This is a genomic window from Kitasatospora sp. NPDC098652, from assembly GCF_044760155.1.
GTDB lineage: Bacteria > Actinomycetota > Actinomycetes > Streptomycetales > Streptomycetaceae > Kitasatospora.
Genome location: NZ_JBIWAQ010000041.1, coordinates 1 through 16,355 on the forward strand (window position 1 = coordinate 1; position 16,355 = coordinate 16,355).

Below are 16,355 nucleotides of genomic sequence, written 5' to 3' on the forward strand. Positions count from 1 at the left end.
CTCGGTTGCTGTGATCAACATAGTGGACGTCACTGACAACGCAGCGACCTGCGCCGCTTCGCGGCTCCGGGCCAAGGACCGGCTAACCCCGGCCTAAAGGCCGGGGCCTGCGCCGGAGACAAAAGAGGTCACCGGCAAGCGCAAGGGGCCGAAGATCGCACCGCCGCGCTTCAAGTCGAAGCGGGACAACCGGCAGTCGATCCGGCTCACCGCCAACGGGTTCTCCCTGCGGGGCTCCGGGCGTCTGTACGTGGCCAAGGTCGGAGACCTCGAAGTCCGCTGGTCCCGTCCGCTCCCGGCGACACCGACCAGCGTCACCGTCACCAAGGACGCCGCGGACCGGTACTGGGCCAGCTTCGTCGTGGACACCGACCCGGAGATCCTGCCCGAGCTGGACACTGACACCGGGATCGACCTCGGACTCACCCACTTCGCGGTGCTCTCCGACGGACGAAAGGTGGACTCCCCGAAGTTCCTGCGCCGCGCCGAGAAGAAGCTCAAGCGTATGCAGAAGGCGCTGAGCCGCTGCGAGAAGGGATCGAAGAACCGGGCCAAGGCCCGCAAGAAGGTCGCGCGTCAGCACGCCAAGGTGGCCGACCGCCGCCGGGACTGGCACCACAAGGAATCCACGAAGATCATCCGCGAGAGCCAAGCGGTGTACGTGGAAGACCTCACGGTGTCCGGCCTCGGACGGACCGGGCTCGCCAAGTCCGTGCACGACGCCGGATGGTCGGCGTTCGTCACCATGCTGGAGTACAAGGCCGCCAAACACGGCCGGTACTTCGGCAGGATCGGCCGCTTCGAGCCCACCTCTCAGGTGTGCTCGACCTGCGGCATCAAGGACGGTCCCAAGCCCCTCTCGGTCCGCCAGTGGACCTGCGGGGACTGCGGGACCGTCCACGACCGCGACATCAACGCAGCACGCAACATCCTGGCCGCCGGACGGGCGGACAGGCTAAACGCCTGTGGAGCGCAGGTAAGACCGGGACTCGTCCCGGCACCGCGCCGTGAAGCAGGAACCCACCGAGACGGTCAGACGACCGTGGTAGGAATCCAGGTCCTTTAGGGGCCTGGAGGACGTCAAGGAGCGTCAGCCAGACAGGAGCCTGCTACAACTCCTCGCCGTCCGGCGCGACCCTCACCCGACCGGGTGAGCGGTCGGGCCGCGCCGGGGATGAGCCCGGGGAACGCCTCCCCTGCTCGTCTCAGTCGGGGCGCTGGCCGTGGAGGAGGAGCGGCAGGGCGCGGCCGGTGAGGGCTTCGGCGGTGCGGGCGGCCTGGGAGGGGGCCATGTGGTTCTGGAGTTCGTGGACGGGGACGAAGCGGGCGCCGAGCAGGCGGCTGCGCTTCTGCGGCGGGACGGTGACGGGGTGTTCGTCGCGCAGGGTGCCGCCGTCGAAGACGACGTTGAAGCGCTCCAGGTAGCGGTCGGAGGGGGTGTAGTCGAGGGCGACGGCGTGGGTGAGCCTGAGGATGATGCCGGTCTGGGCCTGGAGGTGGCGGGCGGCGGCGCGGTGCGGGGGCTCGTTCGCCTTGCCGGGGCCGCCGGGCAGGATCATGCCGTCCAGGTAGTCCGGGTCGACGAGCAGGACGTCGCCGCGCTGGTTGCGGACGAGAACGAGGCAGCCGAGCCGGCAGATGGGGGGCTTGGCGAGCAGGCGGGGGTCGTGCACGGGGGGTTCACTTCCTGAGAGCGCAGAACAGCAGGAGGGCGAAGCAGGCCCACCACAGCAGGCGGGCGAGGAGTTCAGTCGTCATACGTGAGGCGCTCGTAGCGCAGGCCCTTGCGGAGCAGGTCGACGATCCGGAGGAGGTCGAGGGGGCGGGCGGTGAGGTGCAGCAGGTACTCGCACGTGGAGCGGCCGGTATCCCAGTCCACCTCCAGGGTCGGGAGGTTGACCCGGCCGAGGGCGAGGACGGTGGTGAGGTCGTCCAGGACGGCGGCGGCCTGCCGGCGCTGCTCGGCCGTGATGCGGGAGAGGGTCACTGCTCCCCCGGCCGCTTGTGCACCTCGAACAGGCGCCAGGCCGAGAAGGCCTCGGTGAAGGAGGAGAAGCCGCTGCGCTCACCGTTGGGCTTGCACAGCCACGCCCCGGTGCACTCGTTGCGCACCCGGTAGCACCGGGCCTCGGTGTCCCACCGGACACCGTAGCCGTGGAGGCGGGGGGATTGGTCTTGGGCCATGGGAATGGAACTCTCTGCGATGGGAGTTTCACGTTCTGTTGCACATGGTGGCCCAGCTTCACCTAGCATCGGAAGTGGCATGCGACTTGCCTGCGGGCACCTTGGAAGTTGAGGGACTGCCATGAACAAGAAGAAGATTGACCCGGAGTCCAGCCCCTGGGCCCCCTTCGGGATCCAACTCCGCAACTTCCGCGAGGCCAGGAAGATGGTGCTGGAGGATCTGGCCCCGCTCCTGGAGTGCTCCCCGTCACACCTGTCCTACATCGAACTTGCGCACCGACCCCCGAGTCGCAAGCTTGCCGAGCTAGCGGACATCGCGCTCAACACCGGCGGCACGATGCTGCTGATGTGGTATCAGCTGAAAAATGCGGCGATCCTGGAGGGCTTCCCGGAATACGCGCGCTACGAGGCCCTTGCAGAAGAGATCAGGATCTTCGAGATCAACATCATCGCCGGACTCCTGCAGACCCGGGCGTATGCAACCGCGATCCAGATGGGCGACGTTCGGCAAGGCGGTTCGACCCTGGAACTGGCCGAAGAACGCATCGCATTCAGGCTTGCCCGACAGCACATCCTGGAGCGAACTCCCCCTCCGCTTGTGCACGTGGTGCTGGACGAGAGCTGCATCCGGCGGGTTGTCGGCGGACGCGACGTCATGGTCGAACAGCTGCGCCACCTTGAGCAGTTGTCCTCTCGCCCCAACGTGGTCATCCAGGTGGCTCCATTCGCACTGGGCGAGAACAGGCCGTTCACGCACATGGCGCACCTCATTACCATGCCGAACCGCAGAGTTCTCGCTTACGGCGAAACTGAGCAGCGCGGCTACATCGATCGCGACTCCAAGTCCGTTGCCGCGCTGGCCAAGAGCTACGATCGGCTGGCGGTCGAAGCCCCTGGCCGGGCCGAATCGCTGGCTTTCATCCGTGCGGCAAGGAGGGACCTGGAGTGGATGTCGACCTGACTGGCGCTTCCTGGCGGAAGAGTTCGTACAGCGGCGCGAACGGCGGTGCCTGCATCGAGGTCGCCGACGGCATCGCTGACACCATGCCGGTCCGCGACTCCAAGGACCCCTCCGGCCCCGCCCTGGTCTTCCCCGCCGCCGCCTGGCAGTCCTTCATCACCGCCGTCCGCACCGGCGAGTTCGACGCCCAGTAGGCCCCGTTCGGGAGGAACCTGCGATGGACACCACGCACATCACCACCTGGCGCAAGAGCACGTACAGCGGCGGGCAGAACGGCTGCATCGAGGTCGCGGACGGGTTCACCGATGCCATGCCGGTCCGCGACTCCAAGGACCCCTCCGGCCCGGCCCTGGTCTTCCCCGCCACCGCCTGGCAGTCCTTCATCACCGCCGTCCGCACCGGCGAGTTCGACGCCCGCTGACCGCAGCACCGCCCCGCCGACTTCCTGCTCCCCCACCGTCCGCAGTCCGATCGTGACGGCCCGATCACTTGCCGCCCGCCGGCTCCTCCTCCTGACCCGTCAACCGCAGGACGGTTTGACCTCAAGGCCGCTTGAGGTTGAAGAATCCGGGACGTCGAAGTCGATGTCGTCCGAGCAGGAGAGTGATCAGCATGCGGACCGTGCAGGCAGTGCGTTTCGGGGGCCCGGAGGTTCTGGTTCCGAGCGAGGCGCCGGAGCCCGTCGCCGGGGCGGGGCAGGTGCTGGTCGACGTCGCCGTCGTGGGCATCACGTTCGTCGAGACGCAGATCCGCCGGGGCGTCGACCAGTGGCACCCCAGGCCCGAACTGCCCTACGTGCCGGGCGGCATGGTGGCCGGCCGGGTGATCGCCGTCGGGGACGGCGTGGATCCGGGCTGGATCGGCCGCTCGGTGCTGGCCGACGCCGGTTCGACGGGCGCCTTCGCCGAGCGGGTGGCGGCCGACGCGCAGAGCCTGATCCCGGTCCCCGACGGGCTGGGCCTGCGCGAGGCGGCGGCCCTGCACTCCGACGGCAGCACCGCGACGGGCCTGGTCGAGGGGGCCCGGATCGCCCCCGGACAGTGGGTGCTGGTCGAGGCGGCGGCCGGCGGACTCGGCAGCCTGCTGGTGCAGTTGGCGCGATCGGCCGGGGCCAGGGTCATCGGGATCGCCTGCGGGGAGCGCAAGCTCGACCTGGTCCGCGGCCTGGGCGCCGAGGCCGCCATCGACTACTCGGCCCCGGACTGGACCGAGCAGGTCCTGCGGGTGACCGGCGGCGCGGGCGTCGACGTCGTCTTCGACGGCGTCGGCGGGCAGATCGGCCGCGCCGCGTTCGAGCTGACGGCCCGCCACGGCCGGTTCTCCGTGCACGGCGCCTCCAGCGGCCGGCTCACGGTGATCGAGCCCGAGGAGGCGCAGCGGCGTGGGGTGGAGGTGATCGGGGTGGAGCAGTTGTTCGGGTTCCGGGCGCGGATGCGTCCGTGGGCGGAGCAGGTGATGGCGCAGGCGGTCGCGGGGCGGGTGCGGCCGGTGGTCGGGCAGACGTTCCCGTTGGAGCGGGCGGCCGATGCGCATGCGGCGATCGAGGGGCGGAGTGCGCTGGGCAAGACGCTGCTCCTGGTCTGACCGCGGCCGGGAGGTGGTGGTGAATTCGGCTTCCGCTGTGTGTAGTTGACGGTCTGTCGCCGCTCGTCGGCCGGGGGGTGGCGGTTCGGTGTCCGTGCTGTCCGTCTCGGTCGCTTTCGGCCAATAGTGGTCAGCACCTGGTGCGGTGAGTGACCGTGCCGTTACGGTCGGCCACGAACCAGCCCCCCGGACCGAGGCGGTACACCATGGCTGTGACCCCCCGTATCGACGTCTCCACCTCCCTGTCCGCCACCAGCGGGACGGAGCTCACCCCGGAGGAACTCGCCGAAGTCGCGGCGACGATCGCCTCCGACATCTTCTTCACCACCGACATCGGCCTGCCGGGCGTGCGCGTGCCCGACGCGACCTGGGAGCTGGCGGGCGGGCGGGCGAGCGGCACCGCGGCCGTCTACTACGGCAGCGGCCGCACCCACCTGGCGAAGCCGTTCCTGTTCGCCGACGGCTTCAACTACGGCCCCAGCGACCTGCCCGCCCTGTTCAACCACTTCAACGCCCCCTACGAGAGCGGCCGTCCCGGCTTCCTCGACCAGCTCCTGGCCCGCGGCCACGACGTCGTCCTGATCGGCTTCGACGAGCGCCACACCCACATCCAGCACAACGCCGATGTGGTGATCCAGGCGATCCGGCGCGCCCTCGCCGAGCGCTTCGGCCAGGAGCCGCTGACCGTCGGCGGCGTCAGCATGGGCGGCATCATCACCCGCTACGCGCTCGCCAAGCTGGAGAGCGAGGACTTCGACCACGAGACCGCCACCTACCTGTCCTGGGACTCCCCCCACAACGGCGCCTGGATCCCGCTGATCCTCCAGCAGATGGCGTACTTCTTCGAGAAGCTCACGCCCTCCGAGCCCGGACAGCCCTCCCAGGCCGACCTGATCCGCAGCCCCGCCGCCCAGCAGCTGCTCTGGGCCTGGGTGCCGGACGCCAAGTACTCGGGCGAGGTCGCCACCGCCAGCGACCTGCGCACCGACTTCGTGCGCGAGCTCGCCGACCTCGGCAACTTCCCGCGCCGCCCGCGCCTGCTCGGCGTCGCCAACGGCCGCGGCGACGGCACCGGGCGCCCGCTGCCCGCCGGCGAGATCGCCTTCGACTGGCAGGCCCTGGTCGCCAGCGCCACCGCCCGCTTCCAGCCCGACCGGGGCGCCGGGCAGCGGATCGGCGGCATGCACGTCGGCCTGGAGCTGCGCCGCTCCACCACCACCGAGGTCCCGGCCCTGGACGGGGTGCCCGGCGGCACCCTGGACTCCTTCGGCAAGGTCGCCGACGCCATCAAGGCGAAGATCAGCGAGGACCACCGCAGCGGCGCCTTCGTCCCCGCGGTCAGCGCCTCCGCGCTCGTCTACGACCCGATCGCCTGGGACGTCGACCCGAACCTCAACCTCCTCGACCAGGGCCCCGAGCGCTTCCACCTGGACGAGGTCGCCTTCGACACCGAGAACACCGAGCACAGCGCGGTCTCCGGCGTCCTCGCGGACTGGGTCCTCGACCGGCTCTCCTGACGGCCCCACTGCCCGGAGCCGGGCGCCTGCGACGGCCACCGTGGCGCTCGCAGGCGGCCGGGCCGCGCAGTGGGAAGTCGGCCCGGCCGACTTCCTGCTCCGGCCGCCGCTGCGGGGGCCTCACGCCGGGCGGCCGCCGGTGTGGTGGCGGCGGGTGCGCGGGGCGGTGAGGCGGGCGATGGTGCGGCGGGCGGCCTCGCGCCCGTCGGGGCGGGGCGCCGGCACCCGGGGGCCCGTCAGGTCCCCGGGGGTGAGCGACTTCGCACCGACCCGGGTCCAGTCGGGGCGGCGGACGACGGCGACGTGCCCCTGCACGTGGGCCGCCTCGTCCTCCTCGTCGTCGTAGGGCGCCACCACGACCCGCAGGTCCTGGTGGTCCAGCCACTGCAGGGCGAGGACCTGGCGCCCCGAGCGGCCCCCGATCAGCGAGCGGACGGTGCCGCTGTCCAGGTGCACCAGCAGCAGCTCCCCCTCGAAGTGGTAGCCGCCGTCGTAGTCCCCGGTCCCCACGGCCAGCAGCGGGCGGGCCGGATGGAAGGCCATCGCGTGCACGGGCAAGCCCGTGTCGACCAGCAGACGGCGCCGGGGGCTTGCGCCGACGTCGAAGACTCCGACCCTGCCCTGCTCGTCCTCCCCGTGCGCACCGGCGACGGCGAGCAGGGCGCGCCGCTCGTCCGCGACGGCCAGGACGGGCTCGCCCAGCACGGCGAACGGGCCGTCAGGGCCGTCGGAGGTGTCGGGGCCGTCGCGGGTGTCGGAGGTGTCGGGGCCGTCGGGGGTGTCGCAGGCGTCGGGGCCGGCGGGCGGCGGTGGCGTCATGCCGGTGATCCTCGCAGGCGGCCGGACGGTGCCGCACCCCGCCCGAACTGCCCGTACGGGCACGCAGCGCTGCCCCCACGGCCCTTCCGCCGCACCGCACCGCCGGATGACCATGGAAGGCCAGCGGACACCCCGGGGGGACCAACCCATGCGCACACACGACGGCGAGCGGCAGCGCGGCAGCCGGGAGGCGGCCGCCGACCGCACCCCCCGTACCGACCGCACCCCCCGTACCGACCGCACCCCCGGCCCCGTGCGCCCCGGGCGGGCGCCCGGCGCCCGGCTGCCCGGTGGGCGGCTGCTCGCCCTGCAGGCCGGGGCGGGCAACGCCGCCGTGGCCCGGATGGTGCAGCGCTCCACCGTCGACGGCGTGCCGCGCGGCGCGGGGCGCCCGCCGACCCAGGCGCAGGCGCAGGCCCAGGCGCAGGCGCAGGCCCAGGCGCAGGCGCAGGCCCAGGCGCAGGCGCAGGCCCAGGCGCAGGCGGTCCGCGCCGAGACGGAGGCCCGCCCCGCCACGGCCGGTGTGCTCCAGCGCACCGCCTCCGACGACCTGCCCCAGGCCGACGAGCCGTCACCGGCGGTCCCCGACCTGCCCGCCGCCCTGGTCACCCAGCTGGAACAGGCCAAGGCCGACACCGGGACCGGCGCGAAGGCCGTACGCCAGGCGGCGCTGGACGCGCTGCTGCGCCACGTCCTGGACCAGCTGCCGCAGGCCGTCGAGGACGAGGGGAACCTCACCCTCGGCTACAAGCACTCCCGCCAGGGCGCGGGCAAGCCCATGGCCCTGACCAGCACCGGCACTTCGGGCGACAAGGTCACCATGTCGCTGTACCGCAACCTCTTCGACGACTACGGCCCCGCCGTCATCTACAGCACGCTGCGCCACGAGCTGATCCACGCCGCCCAGGCCATGCTGATGCCCGACGAGGCGGCCGCCGACGGCACGGACCCGCACATCTACATGGACGTGATCAGCGACATCGGGCAGGCGACCTTCGCCCTGCTCCAGCAGCCGATGCGCGAGATCGAGACCCACGTGTGGGAGCTGGAGCACGCGGGCCGCACCGGGATCGACGGCGGCTACCTCAAGGAGACCGTCGACTACCTCGTGCAGTACGCGGACGAGCTGTCCGCCAACCTCGCCAAGGCGGCCGTCACCGACCGGCACGTCGAGTACTGGAAGGCCTACCTGGAGAACTCGGTGACCGCGCTCGGACGGGCCGCCGCCACGCCCGCCGTCACCGGCCACGGCGACCAGGCCCTCGCCGGGCGCATCACCGGGGCGCAGGCCCGGCTGCGGGGCGCCGTCGACGCCAAGGAGCAGGCCGCCCCGGCGGGCGGGAAGCGGTCGGGGGGCACCGGCCGCGGCTCCACCGGCCGGAGCAAGCGGGGCAGGGGCGAGGAGGACTGACCGCGCGCGGGGGTCGGTCACCGGCCGGCAGGGCGCCGGGTCAGTCGCCGGCCGGCAGGGCGCGGGGTCGGCCCCGCCGGCGGCGGGAGCGGCGCACGACGACCCGGCCGAAGCTCTTCCTCCCGATCAGCTCGATCCGCAGCCTGACCGGGGCGTGCGGGTCCGGGTCCTGGTGGCCCTTCACCTTGCAGAACTCCAGGGCCAGGGCGTAGGGGTCGACCACGATGCCCGGGCCGACGATCAGCGTCAGGGTGCCGCCCTGCATGTCGAGGTCGATCTCCAGGGTGTCGTGGGTGAGCACCGCCTGGGTGAAGTCCAGCTTCACGTGGCACCACTGCGCGGCGACCTCCAGGCGGCGCGGCAGCACCCAGGCGCCCACCCGCTCGGTCCTGGTGAAGTACTGCTCGATCCGCAGGACGTCCCGGTCCTGCGCCACCGCCCCGGTGGCCGAGACCGACACCGGCGGCAGGTCGGCGGTCAGCTCGGCCAGTTCGGCGACGGTGCGGGCCGACAGCGCGGCCTCCACCCGCTCGTCCAGCTCCTCGGCGCTCAGCCGGCCCTCCCCCGCGGCCGCGCCCAGGGCGGCGACCACGCGGTCCCGGTCGGCGTGCGAGGCGCGCAGCGCGGGCAAGCCGGCGGCGGGCGGGGCGGCGGCGGGCCGCGGGGCCGGCGAGGTCTCTCCAGGCATGGTTGCGGTTCCCGTCCTGAGTTCGGCAGCAACTTACGCTATATCGCGATACGGTATATCGCGTTGTGCCGTCCCCGCCAGGCCCGGACCCGGAACCCGGGCCGCGGGGGCCGCGGGCCGGGGCCGGGGGTAGCCGGCCGGGGGGCGGGGTGGGTTCAGGAGCCGGCGGACTTGCGCAAGCGCTTGGCCAGGGCCGGGTCCGACTCCCACCACAGGCCGGCGCCTGCGCCCTCCTCCTCGGCGCTCCCGGCGCTCGCGGCGGGTCCGGCGCTCGCGGCGGGTCCGGTGTGCTCGTCGCCCGGTCCGGACGGGAGGAAGGAGTCGCCCACCGCCCGTACCCGGAACAGCAGTCCGGGGACGGCCCACAGCACCACGGCCGTCAGCGCCATGACCGCGACCACGTAGGTCCAGGGGACCATCGCGAACGGGGCCAGCGCCGGCACCAGGACGGCGAATCCCAGGCCGGTGCCCCGGCCCGCGACCAGGAACTCCCGCCCCTCGCCGACCTGCACGCTCACCGTGTTGGAGCGGGTGAGGTCCCCGGTGGCCAGCCGCACGGTGCGGGCTCCGGCGGGCACCGGGAAGCGGGCGGTGTCGCCCTGTCTGAGCGTGCCGACCCGCACCCCGTCGACCACCACGCCGAAGGTGTGCCTCGTCAGGCCGAACACCGGTGATTCGGCGTGCACGACGACGGTACCGGTCATCAGCAGTCCCCCAGGAGCGGTGATCATCAAGCCGAGCGCGCCCATGATAGGGGCCGCCCGCACCCCGCGGTACCTCAGCCCGGACGCCGCACGTCCCCGTAGCAGGGGGCGGTGCGCCCCCAGTCGTGGTAGCCGCGGATCCAGGCGGCGTGGGCGTCGGCGTAGCGGGCCAGTTCGGGTACGCGGCCGCCGAGGTCGCGTTCCAACTGCGGGAGGCAGGCGTGCAGTTGGAGGAAGGTCTCGACGGAGCGGCGGGCGGTGTCGCCGACCTCGCGCAGGGCCTCGGGGCGGGCGCGGCCCTGGTGGTGCATCAGGCTCAGGACGAGGTTGGGGCGCCCGCTCGCCTCGTCGCGTTCCAGGGCGTGGACCTCGTTCATGGCGATGATCGCGTCGCAGGCGGCGATCCGCATGCCCTCCAGGTGGCTGGAGCACCAGGCGGGCAGCGGGACCTCGTAGTGGCCGGTGCGCTCGGCGAGGGCGAGCAGCGGGCGCAGGCCGATCGTGCGGCGGCGGGCGCGCAGGTGGGCGGCGGGGTCGGGCAGGGCGCCGGGGACGCGGTCGGCGATCTTGGTGGGCCAGCCGGCCAGGTAGTCGACCCAGTCGTGGGCGGTGCGCCGGCGCCACTCCTTTGACATGCCGTGGCTCATCCGCTGCCAGCAGTCGGCGAAGGCGGCCACGACGGGGGCGGCCCCGGCGCCCGGGCGCGTCCCGTAGCGCAGGTGGTCCACCAGCTGCTGGCACAGGGCGACGGCGTCCTCGGTGCGGGCGGCGGCAGTGGCGGGCCGGGGGCCCGGCCGGGCGGCGGGGTGGTTGTCGCCGTGGGCGTCGGCGTGGTGGTCGGTGTGGTGGTCGAGGTGGTGGTCGGTGTGGTGGTCGAGGTGGTCGTCGAGGAGGAAGAGCCAGCCGAGCAGGTCGAAGCAGAGGTCGAGGTCGGCACCGACGGCGTACGGGAAGCCGTACGCGGCGCTGTCGGCCACCCGCAGGCACTCGTAGCGGCGCAGCGCCTCCTCGCCGCGCAGCAGGCCCGATTCCCGTACCCAGGCCAGGTGGTGGCGGCGGGCCCGGGGCAGGTCGGGGCTGACCCGGCTCTCGAGGGGCACCGTGAACTCGACGTCCTGGGGCATACGCCTTCCGCTCTCCCGACCGGTTGGGGGCCTGACGGCCCGGGTGGGGACCGTCGGCGCCCCCGTGGACGGTCCGGGCCCAGCGTGGTGGACCCGGCGGCGGCTGCGGAAGAGCGCACGGGGGAGCACCCCCGGCGCACGGCGCGGCGGTGGCCGCCGGGTCCGGGCCCGCGCGCGGGCCGCCGTCCGCCCTGCGGGGGGCGGCGGGGCCCGACGGGCGTTCCCCGCCCGTGCGGGCGTTCGGCGCACGCCGGTGGCCGGAGGCCGGTCGGGCGCGGGCCCGGTCGGCCGGTACAGGAGGTCACCCCCGTCGGCCTCCTGTACGGGCGGGCCGGGCCCTCGGGCGGGCCGGGCGGGTCAGTCGGGGAGGTTGCCCTCGCCGCCCATGTTGGCGGTGATGCGGCGCAGCACGTTGATCGTGGTGACGAAGTCGGCCTCGTCGACGCCCTGGTGGGCCTGGAGGTGGACGCGGTGGTTGCGGTCGCGGGCGCGCAGGCGGGCGGCCTCGCCGTCGGGGGTGAGGGACATGGCGCCGGTGGCCGTGTCCTCCAGGAGCCAGCCGCGGGCGGTGAGGTCGTCGAAGACGGTGTCGAAGTCGGTGCCGAGGTCGTCGTAGCGGGCCAGCCGCTGGACCAGGGTGGTGCGGTTCCAGCGGCCGGGGGCGCCGGCGGCGTGGTTGAGCGTCCACCAGTGCGGCTGGGTGAGGTCCTCGACGGCGAGTTGCTCGCGCAGGGCGCCCACCACCCGGTGGAACACCTCGGCGCTCCAGGCGCCGATGGGCTGGGCGGCCAGGACTTCGTGCGGGTACTCCTTGAGCGTCACGGCGGTGCGCCCCCTTTTTTTCGGGTGGGTCGGGTCTTCGGGACGTGATCACCGTAGGAGCTCGAGTCGGCTTGAGGTCAAGCGGGTTCGCGCGGCCGTCCCGGGCCCGCTCCCCCGGGGCCGGTCGGGGGTCGGGGCCGGTCGGGGCCGGTCGGGGGTCAGCTGTTGAGGAAGCGCAGGGCGGCCAGGACGCGGCGGTTGGTGGCGTCGTCGCGGGGCAGGCGCAGTTTGTCGAAGACGGCGTTGGCGTGTTTCTCCACCGCGCTCCTGGAGATGAAGAGTTGCTGGGCGATGGCCGTGTTGGTGCGGCCCTGGGCCATCAGGGTGAGGACGGTGCGTTCGCGGTCGGTGAGGCGCTCGAGGTCGTCGGTGCGGCGGGTGCGGGCGAGCAGGCGGCGTACCACCTCGGGGTCGAGGACGGTGGCGCCGCAGCGGACCTGTTCGAGGGCGGTGAGGAACTCCTCGACGTGGGCGACGCGGTCCTTGAGGAGGTAGCCCACGCCCCGGGTGTCGGCGGCCAGCAGCTGGGCGGCGTAGCGCTGTTCGACGTACTGGGACAGGACGAGGACGCCGACCTGGGGGTGGTGCTCGCGCAGGTGCAGGGCGGCGCGCAGGCCCTCGTCGGTGTGGGTGGGGGGCATGCGGACGTCGACGACGGTGACGTCCGGGGGGTCGGCGGTGACGGCGGCCAGCAGGGCGTCGGCGTCGCCGACCTCGGCGATGACGTGGTGTCCTTCGTCGGCGAGCAGGCGGGCCAGGCCGGCGCGCAGCAGGGCGGAGTCCTCGGCGATGATCAGGCGCACGGCAGCTCCGCGGTGAGGTGGGTGGGCCCGCCGGGTGGGCTGTGGACGGTGAGGTGGCCGTCGAGTGCGCTGATGCGGCGGGCCAGGCCGGTCAGGCCGGCGCCGGCGGGGTCGGCGCCGCCGTGGCCGTCGTCGTGGACGGATACCCGGACGGTGCCGGTTTCCTGGTGGATCGTCACGTCGATGCGGGTGGCTCGGGCGTGTTTGGCGGCGTTGGTGAGGGCTTCGCGTACGGCGAAGTAGGCGGCGGTCTCGACGGCGGGGGTGGGGCGGTGGGTGAGGTCGCCGTGGATGGTGACGGGCACGGGTGAGCGTTCGGCGTCGACGGCGAGGGCTTCGCGCAGGCCGAGTTGGTCCAGGAAGGTGGGGTAGGCGCGCCAGGCGACCTGGCGCAGTTCCTCCAGGGCGTGTTCGGTCTCGGTCTGGGCCTGGTGGAAGAGGTCCTCGCTGTTGCGGCGGCGGGCGCGGCCCAGGAGCATGGCGACCACGATCAGGCGTTGTTGCAGTCCGTCGTGCAGGTCGCGTTCGATGCGGCGGCGTTCGGCGTCGACGGCTTCGAGGATGCCGGAGCGGGAGGCGGCGAGTTCGTCGATCCGCCGGCGCATCAGGGTGAGTTCGTCGGGGCCCAGGTGGCGGTGGAGCAGGCGTCGTTCGAGGTCGGCGACGGCGGCCAGGCCGGCCAGGTCGAGGAAGAGCAGCAGGGTGGCGGTGGTGAGGAGGTAGCCGGCGACGGGCCGGCTGGGGGCGATGCCGTCGGCGTCGTGGCCGGTCAGCCAGGCGGACAGGCCGGTGGTGGCGGTCCAGGCGCCGGCCGCCAGGAGGAGCAGGGTGCCGCCGCCGAGCAGGCCGACGGGGATGCGGCACCACAGGTAGGCGGTGGCGCGGCGCGGGTCGATCTCCTCGGCGGCCTCGGGTGCTTGCGCGCCGGCGGCCTCGGGTGCGTGCGCGCCGGCGGCCTCGGGTGCGTGCGCGCCGAGCAGGGCGGTGACCCTGCGCCGCTCCAGGTGGGCCAGGCGCAGCGGGAGCCGGGGGGTGCGGGTGAGGGCGGCGGCGGCCAGGGCGGCGGGGGCGGCGGGGGCGGCGAGTGCCGAGGGCGAGGCCGGCGGCGGCCGCCGCGGTGTGCCTCACACCCGGTGCCGGGCGCGGGCGCGGGCGCGGGGACGCGGGCGGGGGCGGGGACGCGGGCGGCGGCGCAGGCGCGCGGTGAACCAGCGGGCGGCGGCCAGGAGTGTGCCCGCCACGAGTACCTTGGAGACCCGTCCCCCGTACTCCTCCACCAGTGGCCAGTTGTCGCCGAGCCGGTATCCCAGCAGGACGAAGGCGGTGTTCCAGATCAGGCTGCCGAGGGCGGTCAGGGCGGTGAAGGCCGCGAAGGGCATGCGCTGGATGCCGGCGGGCAGGGAGATGAGGCTGCGCAGGACGGGGACCATGCGGGCGAGGAGGACGGCTTTGCGGCCGTGGCGGGCGAACCAGGCCTCGGCGCGGTCGATCTCGTGCGGGCGCACGAGGGGGATGCGGGTGGCCAGGGCGCGGGTGCGTTCGCGGCCCAGGAGGGCGCCGGCGGCGTAGACGATCCAGGAGCCGGCGACGGAGCCGGCGGTGGTCCAGGCGATGACGGCGGGCAGGCTCAACCGGCCCTGGCCGGCGGCGAATCCGGCCAGGGGCAGGACGATCTCGCTGGGGATGAACGGCAGGACGGTGTCGACGAGGTTGGTCAGGCCCGCGCCGGCGGCTCCGAGGGCGTCCATGACGTCGGCGGCCCATCCGGCGATGCCGCCGGCGGGTTCGGCGGCGGGGGCCGGGACGGCGGAGGCGAGCGCGGCGGTGAGGGCGGCGGGGGCGGCGGTGGGGGCGAGGGCGGTGGGGGCGGCGGTGACGAGGGCGGTGGGGGCGGCGGTAGCGAGGGCGGTGGGGGCGAGGGTGGCGGTGGCCAGGAGCGGAGTGGTGATCATGCGGTTCACGCTAGGCAGCGGCGCCGGCGGGCACCATGCGGTCCTCCGCCCGGTCCTGCTGTGGTTTTCCGCAGCCACCCGCCGGCCCGGGGGCGTCCTTCCGCGGGCCGGCGGGCGGGCGTCTGACGGTGCGTCGGGTGCGGCCGGCCGGCGGGGCGGGGGCAGGCGGTCTCGACGGCGGCGCGCGGGCGGGCCATCCTCGGTGGCGGACACACACCGCACGCCCGCACAGTCCGCACAGCGCGCACGGCCCGTACAGCGCGCACGGCCCGTACAGCCGTACGGCCCGTACGGCCCGTACGGCCCGTACAGCGCGCGCCGCACAAGCCTGCACGAACCGCGCGAAGCCTGTACGAGCCCTCGAACCCGCGTGAAGGAGCCGTCGTGGACGACGAGTCGAACCGGCCGGCCGGCTGCCCGGTGGAGCAGCGCCTCGTCCTGGACCCCACCGGGCGCTCCCGCGACGCCGAGAGCGAGCAACTGTGCGCGCGCGGGAGCGCCACCCCGGTGGACATCCTCGGCGTACCGGCCTGGTCGGTCGCCGACCCGCTGCTGCTGGAGGACCTGCTCAAGGACCCCCGGGTGTCCAAGGACCCCCTGCTGCACTGGCCGGACTTCGAACGCCTGGTACCCGACTGGCCGCTGGCCCTGTGGGTGAGCGCCCGCAACATGTTCACCGCGCACGGCGCCGACCACCGCCGGCTGCGCCGGCTGACCGGCGCCGCGTTCAGCACCCGCCGGATCACCGAACTCGCCCCCCGCATCGAGGAGTTGACCGACGAGCTGCTGGACGCCGTCGCCGCCACCCCGGCGGGCACCGCGGTGGACCTGCGCGAGCGCCTGGCCCACCCGCTGCCGATCCGGGTCATCGCCCACCTGCTCGGCCTGCCCGACACCCTGCGCGAGCGCTTCCGCCACCACGTCGACCTGGTCTTCGACACCACCCTCACCCCGCAGCAGGCCGCGGCCAACGCCACCGCGTTCTACGGCATGCTCGACCAACTGATCGCCGCCAAACGGGCCCGGCCGGGCGAGGACCTGACCTCGGCCCTGATCGCCGTACGCGACACCGAGGGCGACGGCGGCGCGCTCACCGAGGAGGAACTGCGCGACACCCTGCTGCTGATCGTCTCGGCCGGCTACGAGACCACGGTCAACCTCATCGACAACGCCATCACACTGCTGCTCACCCACCCCGGCCAGCTGGACCTCGTGCGCGCGGGCAAGGCCGGCTGGGAGGACGTGGTCGAGGAATCGCTGCGCCGCGACGCCCCGGTGGCGCACCTGCCGCTGCGCTACGCCGTCGAGGACATCGCACTGCCCGGCGGGGTGACGATCCGCCGGGGCGAGGCGATCCTGGCCGCCTACGCGGCCGCCGGGCGCCACCCCGCGCGCTACGGCACCGACGGGGCGGTGTTCGACGTGACGCGGCCGGTGAAGGACCACCTGGCCTTCGGACACGGCCCGCACTTCTGCCTGGGCGCGCCACTGGCCCGCCTGGAGGCGCGCACCGCGCTGCGGGCCCTGTTCGCACGCTTCCCCCGGCTGGCACTGCTGCCGGGGGCGCAGCTGGAGCCGGTGGACTCGCTGATCTCCAACGGGCACCGGTCACTGCCGGTACTGCTGACCCAGGACCACTGAGGAAAGGACCGCTGACCCGCAACCGCTGAGGACGGGACCGCTGGCCCGCAACCGCTGAGGACGGGACCGCTGAGAACGGGACCGCTGAGGACGGGACGGCTGGCCCGGGACGGCTGAGGACGGGCAGCCGGGGCCGGGCGATCGG

The 16,355-nt window shown here is 73.7% G+C and carries 19 protein-coding genes; 8 read left to right on the forward strand and 11 right to left on the reverse strand.

The window, feature by feature from the left end:
• Window positions 1-154 precede the first annotated feature (154 nt).
• Window positions 155-1,066 carry an RNA-guided endonuclease InsQ/TnpB family protein gene (locus ACIQWA_RS39455; protein WP_402491724.1) on the forward strand — a complete coding sequence of 304 codons (912 nt, stop codon included), beginning with the start codon at window positions 155-157 and terminating at the stop codon, window positions 1,064-1,066.
• Window positions 1,067-1,205: 139 nt separating this feature from the next.
• Here the strand turns inward: ACIQWA_RS39455 and ACIQWA_RS39460 are convergent, their stop codons facing one another.
• From ACIQWA_RS39460 to ACIQWA_RS39470, 3 genes are all read right to left on the reverse strand, one after another.
• Window positions 1,206-1,673 carry an NUDIX domain-containing protein gene (locus tag ACIQWA_RS39460; RefSeq protein ID WP_402491625.1) on the reverse strand — a complete coding sequence of 156 codons (468 nt, stop codon included), beginning with the start codon at window positions 1,671-1,673 and terminating at the stop codon, window positions 1,206-1,208.
• A 74-nt stretch (window positions 1,674-1,747) separates the two neighbouring features.
• Window positions 1,748-1,987, reverse strand: a complete 240-nt coding sequence (locus tag ACIQWA_RS39465; RefSeq protein ID WP_360232106.1) for a hypothetical protein — start codon at window positions 1,985-1,987, stop codon at window positions 1,748-1,750.
• Complete coding sequence (locus ACIQWA_RS39470; protein ID WP_360232305.1) at window positions 1,984-2,184, reverse strand: hypothetical protein; 201 nt, start codon at window positions 2,182-2,184, stop codon at window positions 1,984-1,986. Before ACIQWA_RS39470 ends, ACIQWA_RS39465 begins: the two co-directional genes overlap by 4 nt.
• 121 nt (window positions 2,185-2,305) lie before the next feature.
• On the opposite strand from ACIQWA_RS39470, the gene ACIQWA_RS39475 reads away from it, so the two are divergent.
• The 5 genes from ACIQWA_RS39475 to ACIQWA_RS39495 all read left to right on the forward strand — a co-directional run bounded on the left by ACIQWA_RS39475 (window position 2,306) and on the right by ACIQWA_RS39495 (window position 6,246).
• Window positions 2,306-3,145: a helix-turn-helix domain-containing protein gene (locus tag ACIQWA_RS39475; protein WP_402491629.1), complete on the forward strand. Its 840-nt coding sequence runs from the start codon at window positions 2,306-2,308 to the stop codon at window positions 3,143-3,145.
• Window positions 3,130-3,339 carry a DUF397 domain-containing protein gene (locus ACIQWA_RS39480; RefSeq protein WP_402491632.1) on the forward strand — a complete coding sequence of 70 codons (210 nt, stop codon included), beginning with the start codon at window positions 3,130-3,132 and terminating at the stop codon, window positions 3,337-3,339. Before ACIQWA_RS39475 ends, ACIQWA_RS39480 begins: the two co-directional genes overlap by 16 nt.
• A 23-nt stretch (window positions 3,340-3,362) precedes the next feature.
• Complete coding sequence (locus ACIQWA_RS39485) at window positions 3,363-3,566, forward strand: DUF397 domain-containing protein (protein WP_402491634.1); 204 nt, start codon at window positions 3,363-3,365, stop codon at window positions 3,564-3,566.
• Window positions 3,567-3,757: 191 nt separating this feature from the next.
• On the forward strand, window positions 3,758-4,729 hold the full coding sequence (locus ACIQWA_RS39490; RefSeq protein WP_402491637.1) for a zinc-binding dehydrogenase: 972 nt from the start codon (window positions 3,758-3,760) through the stop codon (window positions 4,727-4,729).
• 206 nt (window positions 4,730-4,935) lie between these two features.
• Window positions 4,936-6,246 (forward strand): hypothetical protein, encoded by a 1,311-nt coding sequence (locus tag ACIQWA_RS39495; protein WP_402491641.1) that lies wholly within the window; start codon window positions 4,936-4,938, stop codon window positions 6,244-6,246.
• Between the two features lie 120 nt (window positions 6,247-6,366).
• Here ACIQWA_RS39495 and ACIQWA_RS39500 read toward each other — a convergent pair whose 3' ends face one another.
• Window positions 6,367-7,065, reverse strand: coding sequence for a hypothetical protein (locus tag ACIQWA_RS39500; RefSeq protein ID WP_402491644.1), 699 nt, complete (start codon window positions 7,063-7,065; stop codon window positions 6,367-6,369).
• Between the two features lie 148 nt (window positions 7,066-7,213).
• Here ACIQWA_RS39500 and ACIQWA_RS39505 point away from each other — a divergent pair, with 148 nt between their 5' ends.
• A complete protein-coding gene (locus ACIQWA_RS39505; RefSeq protein WP_402491646.1) occupies window positions 7,214-8,476 on the forward strand; it encodes a hypothetical protein in 1,263 nt (420 codons plus the stop codon).
• A gap of 40 nt (window positions 8,477-8,516) precedes the next feature.
• Here ACIQWA_RS39505 and ACIQWA_RS39510 read toward each other — a convergent pair whose 3' ends face one another.
• The 7 genes from ACIQWA_RS39510 to ACIQWA_RS39540 all read right to left on the reverse strand — a co-directional run bounded on the left by ACIQWA_RS39510 (window position 8,517) and on the right by ACIQWA_RS39540 (window position 14,569).
• The gene (locus tag ACIQWA_RS39510; protein WP_402491648.1) at window positions 8,517-9,164 is read right to left on the reverse strand and encodes a DUF1707 domain-containing protein; all 648 of its coding nucleotides are present in this window, start codon (window positions 9,162-9,164) and stop codon (window positions 8,517-8,519) included.
• Between the two features lie 155 nt (window positions 9,165-9,319).
• Window positions 9,320-9,868 (reverse strand): hypothetical protein, encoded by a 549-nt coding sequence (locus tag ACIQWA_RS39515; protein ID WP_402491651.1) that lies wholly within the window; start codon window positions 9,866-9,868, stop codon window positions 9,320-9,322.
• Between the two features lie 74 nt (window positions 9,869-9,942).
• Entirely contained in the window at window positions 9,943-10,992 is a 1,050-nt protein-coding gene (locus tag ACIQWA_RS39520; RefSeq protein ID WP_402491654.1) for a pentalenene synthase, read from the reverse strand.
• Between the two features lie 357 nt (window positions 10,993-11,349).
• Window positions 11,350-11,814 (reverse strand): MarR family transcriptional regulator, encoded by a 465-nt coding sequence (locus ACIQWA_RS39525; protein ID WP_402491657.1) that lies wholly within the window; start codon window positions 11,812-11,814, stop codon window positions 11,350-11,352.
• Window positions 11,815-11,972: 158 nt separating this feature from the next.
• Complete coding sequence (locus ACIQWA_RS39530; RefSeq protein ID WP_402491659.1) at window positions 11,973-12,617, reverse strand: response regulator; 645 nt, start codon at window positions 12,615-12,617, stop codon at window positions 11,973-11,975.
• On the reverse strand, window positions 12,608-13,222 hold the full coding sequence (locus ACIQWA_RS39535; RefSeq protein ID WP_402491662.1) for a sensor histidine kinase: 615 nt from the start codon (window positions 13,220-13,222) through the stop codon (window positions 12,608-12,610). The genes ACIQWA_RS39530 and ACIQWA_RS39535 overlap by 10 nt, the downstream gene beginning before the upstream one ends.
• Window positions 13,223-13,741: 519 nt before the next feature.
• Complete coding sequence (locus ACIQWA_RS39540) at window positions 13,742-14,569, reverse strand: DedA family protein (protein ID WP_402491665.1); 828 nt, start codon at window positions 14,567-14,569, stop codon at window positions 13,742-13,744.
• Window positions 14,570-14,953: 384 nt separating this feature from the next.
• Between ACIQWA_RS39540 and ACIQWA_RS39545 the strand changes: the two genes are divergently transcribed.
• A complete protein-coding gene (locus ACIQWA_RS39545) occupies window positions 14,954-16,210 on the forward strand; it encodes a cytochrome P450 (protein WP_402491668.1) in 1,257 nt (418 codons plus the stop codon).
• Window positions 16,211-16,355: the final 145 nt, after the last annotated feature.

Bases quoted from the DNA above. Each gene is read 5' to 3' on its own strand.
- ACIQWA_RS39495 (WP_402491641.1), top strand. From the start codon at position 4,936: ATGGCTGTGACCCCCCGTATCGACGTCTCCACCTCCCTGTCCGCCACC.
- ACIQWA_RS39485 (WP_402491634.1), top strand. From the start codon at position 3,363: ATGGACACCACGCACATCACCACCTGGCGCAAGAGCACGTACAGCGGC.
- ACIQWA_RS39540 (WP_402491665.1), bottom strand. From the start codon at position 14,569: ATGATCACCACTCCGCTCCTGGCCACCGCCACCCTCGCCCCCACCGCC.
- ACIQWA_RS39535 (WP_402491662.1), bottom strand. From the start codon at position 13,222: ATGCGCCGGCGGATCGACGAACTCGCCGCCTCCCGCTCCGGCATCCTC.
- ACIQWA_RS39510 (WP_402491648.1), bottom strand. From the start codon at position 9,164: ATGCCTGGAGAGACCTCGCCGGCCCCGCGGCCCGCCGCCGCCCCGCCC.
- ACIQWA_RS39505 (WP_402491646.1), top strand. From the start codon at position 7,214: ATGCGCACACACGACGGCGAGCGGCAGCGCGGCAGCCGGGAGGCGGCC.
- ACIQWA_RS39490 (WP_402491637.1), top strand. From the start codon at position 3,758: ATGCGGACCGTGCAGGCAGTGCGTTTCGGGGGCCCGGAGGTTCTGGTT.
- ACIQWA_RS39500 (WP_402491644.1), bottom strand. From the start codon at position 7,065: ATGACGCCACCGCCGCCCGCCGGCCCCGACGCCTGCGACACCCCCGAC.
- ACIQWA_RS39475 (WP_402491629.1), top strand. From the start codon at position 2,306: ATGAACAAGAAGAAGATTGACCCGGAGTCCAGCCCCTGGGCCCCCTTC.
- ACIQWA_RS39515 (WP_402491651.1), bottom strand. From the start codon at position 9,868: ATGACCGGTACCGTCGTCGTGCACGCCGAATCACCGGTGTTCGGCCTG.
- ACIQWA_RS39470 (WP_360232305.1), bottom strand. From the start codon at position 2,184: ATGGCCCAAGACCAATCCCCCCGCCTCCACGGCTACGGTGTCCGGTGG.
- ACIQWA_RS39520 (WP_402491654.1), bottom strand. From the start codon at position 10,992: ATGCCCCAGGACGTCGAGTTCACGGTGCCCCTCGAGAGCCGGGTCAGC.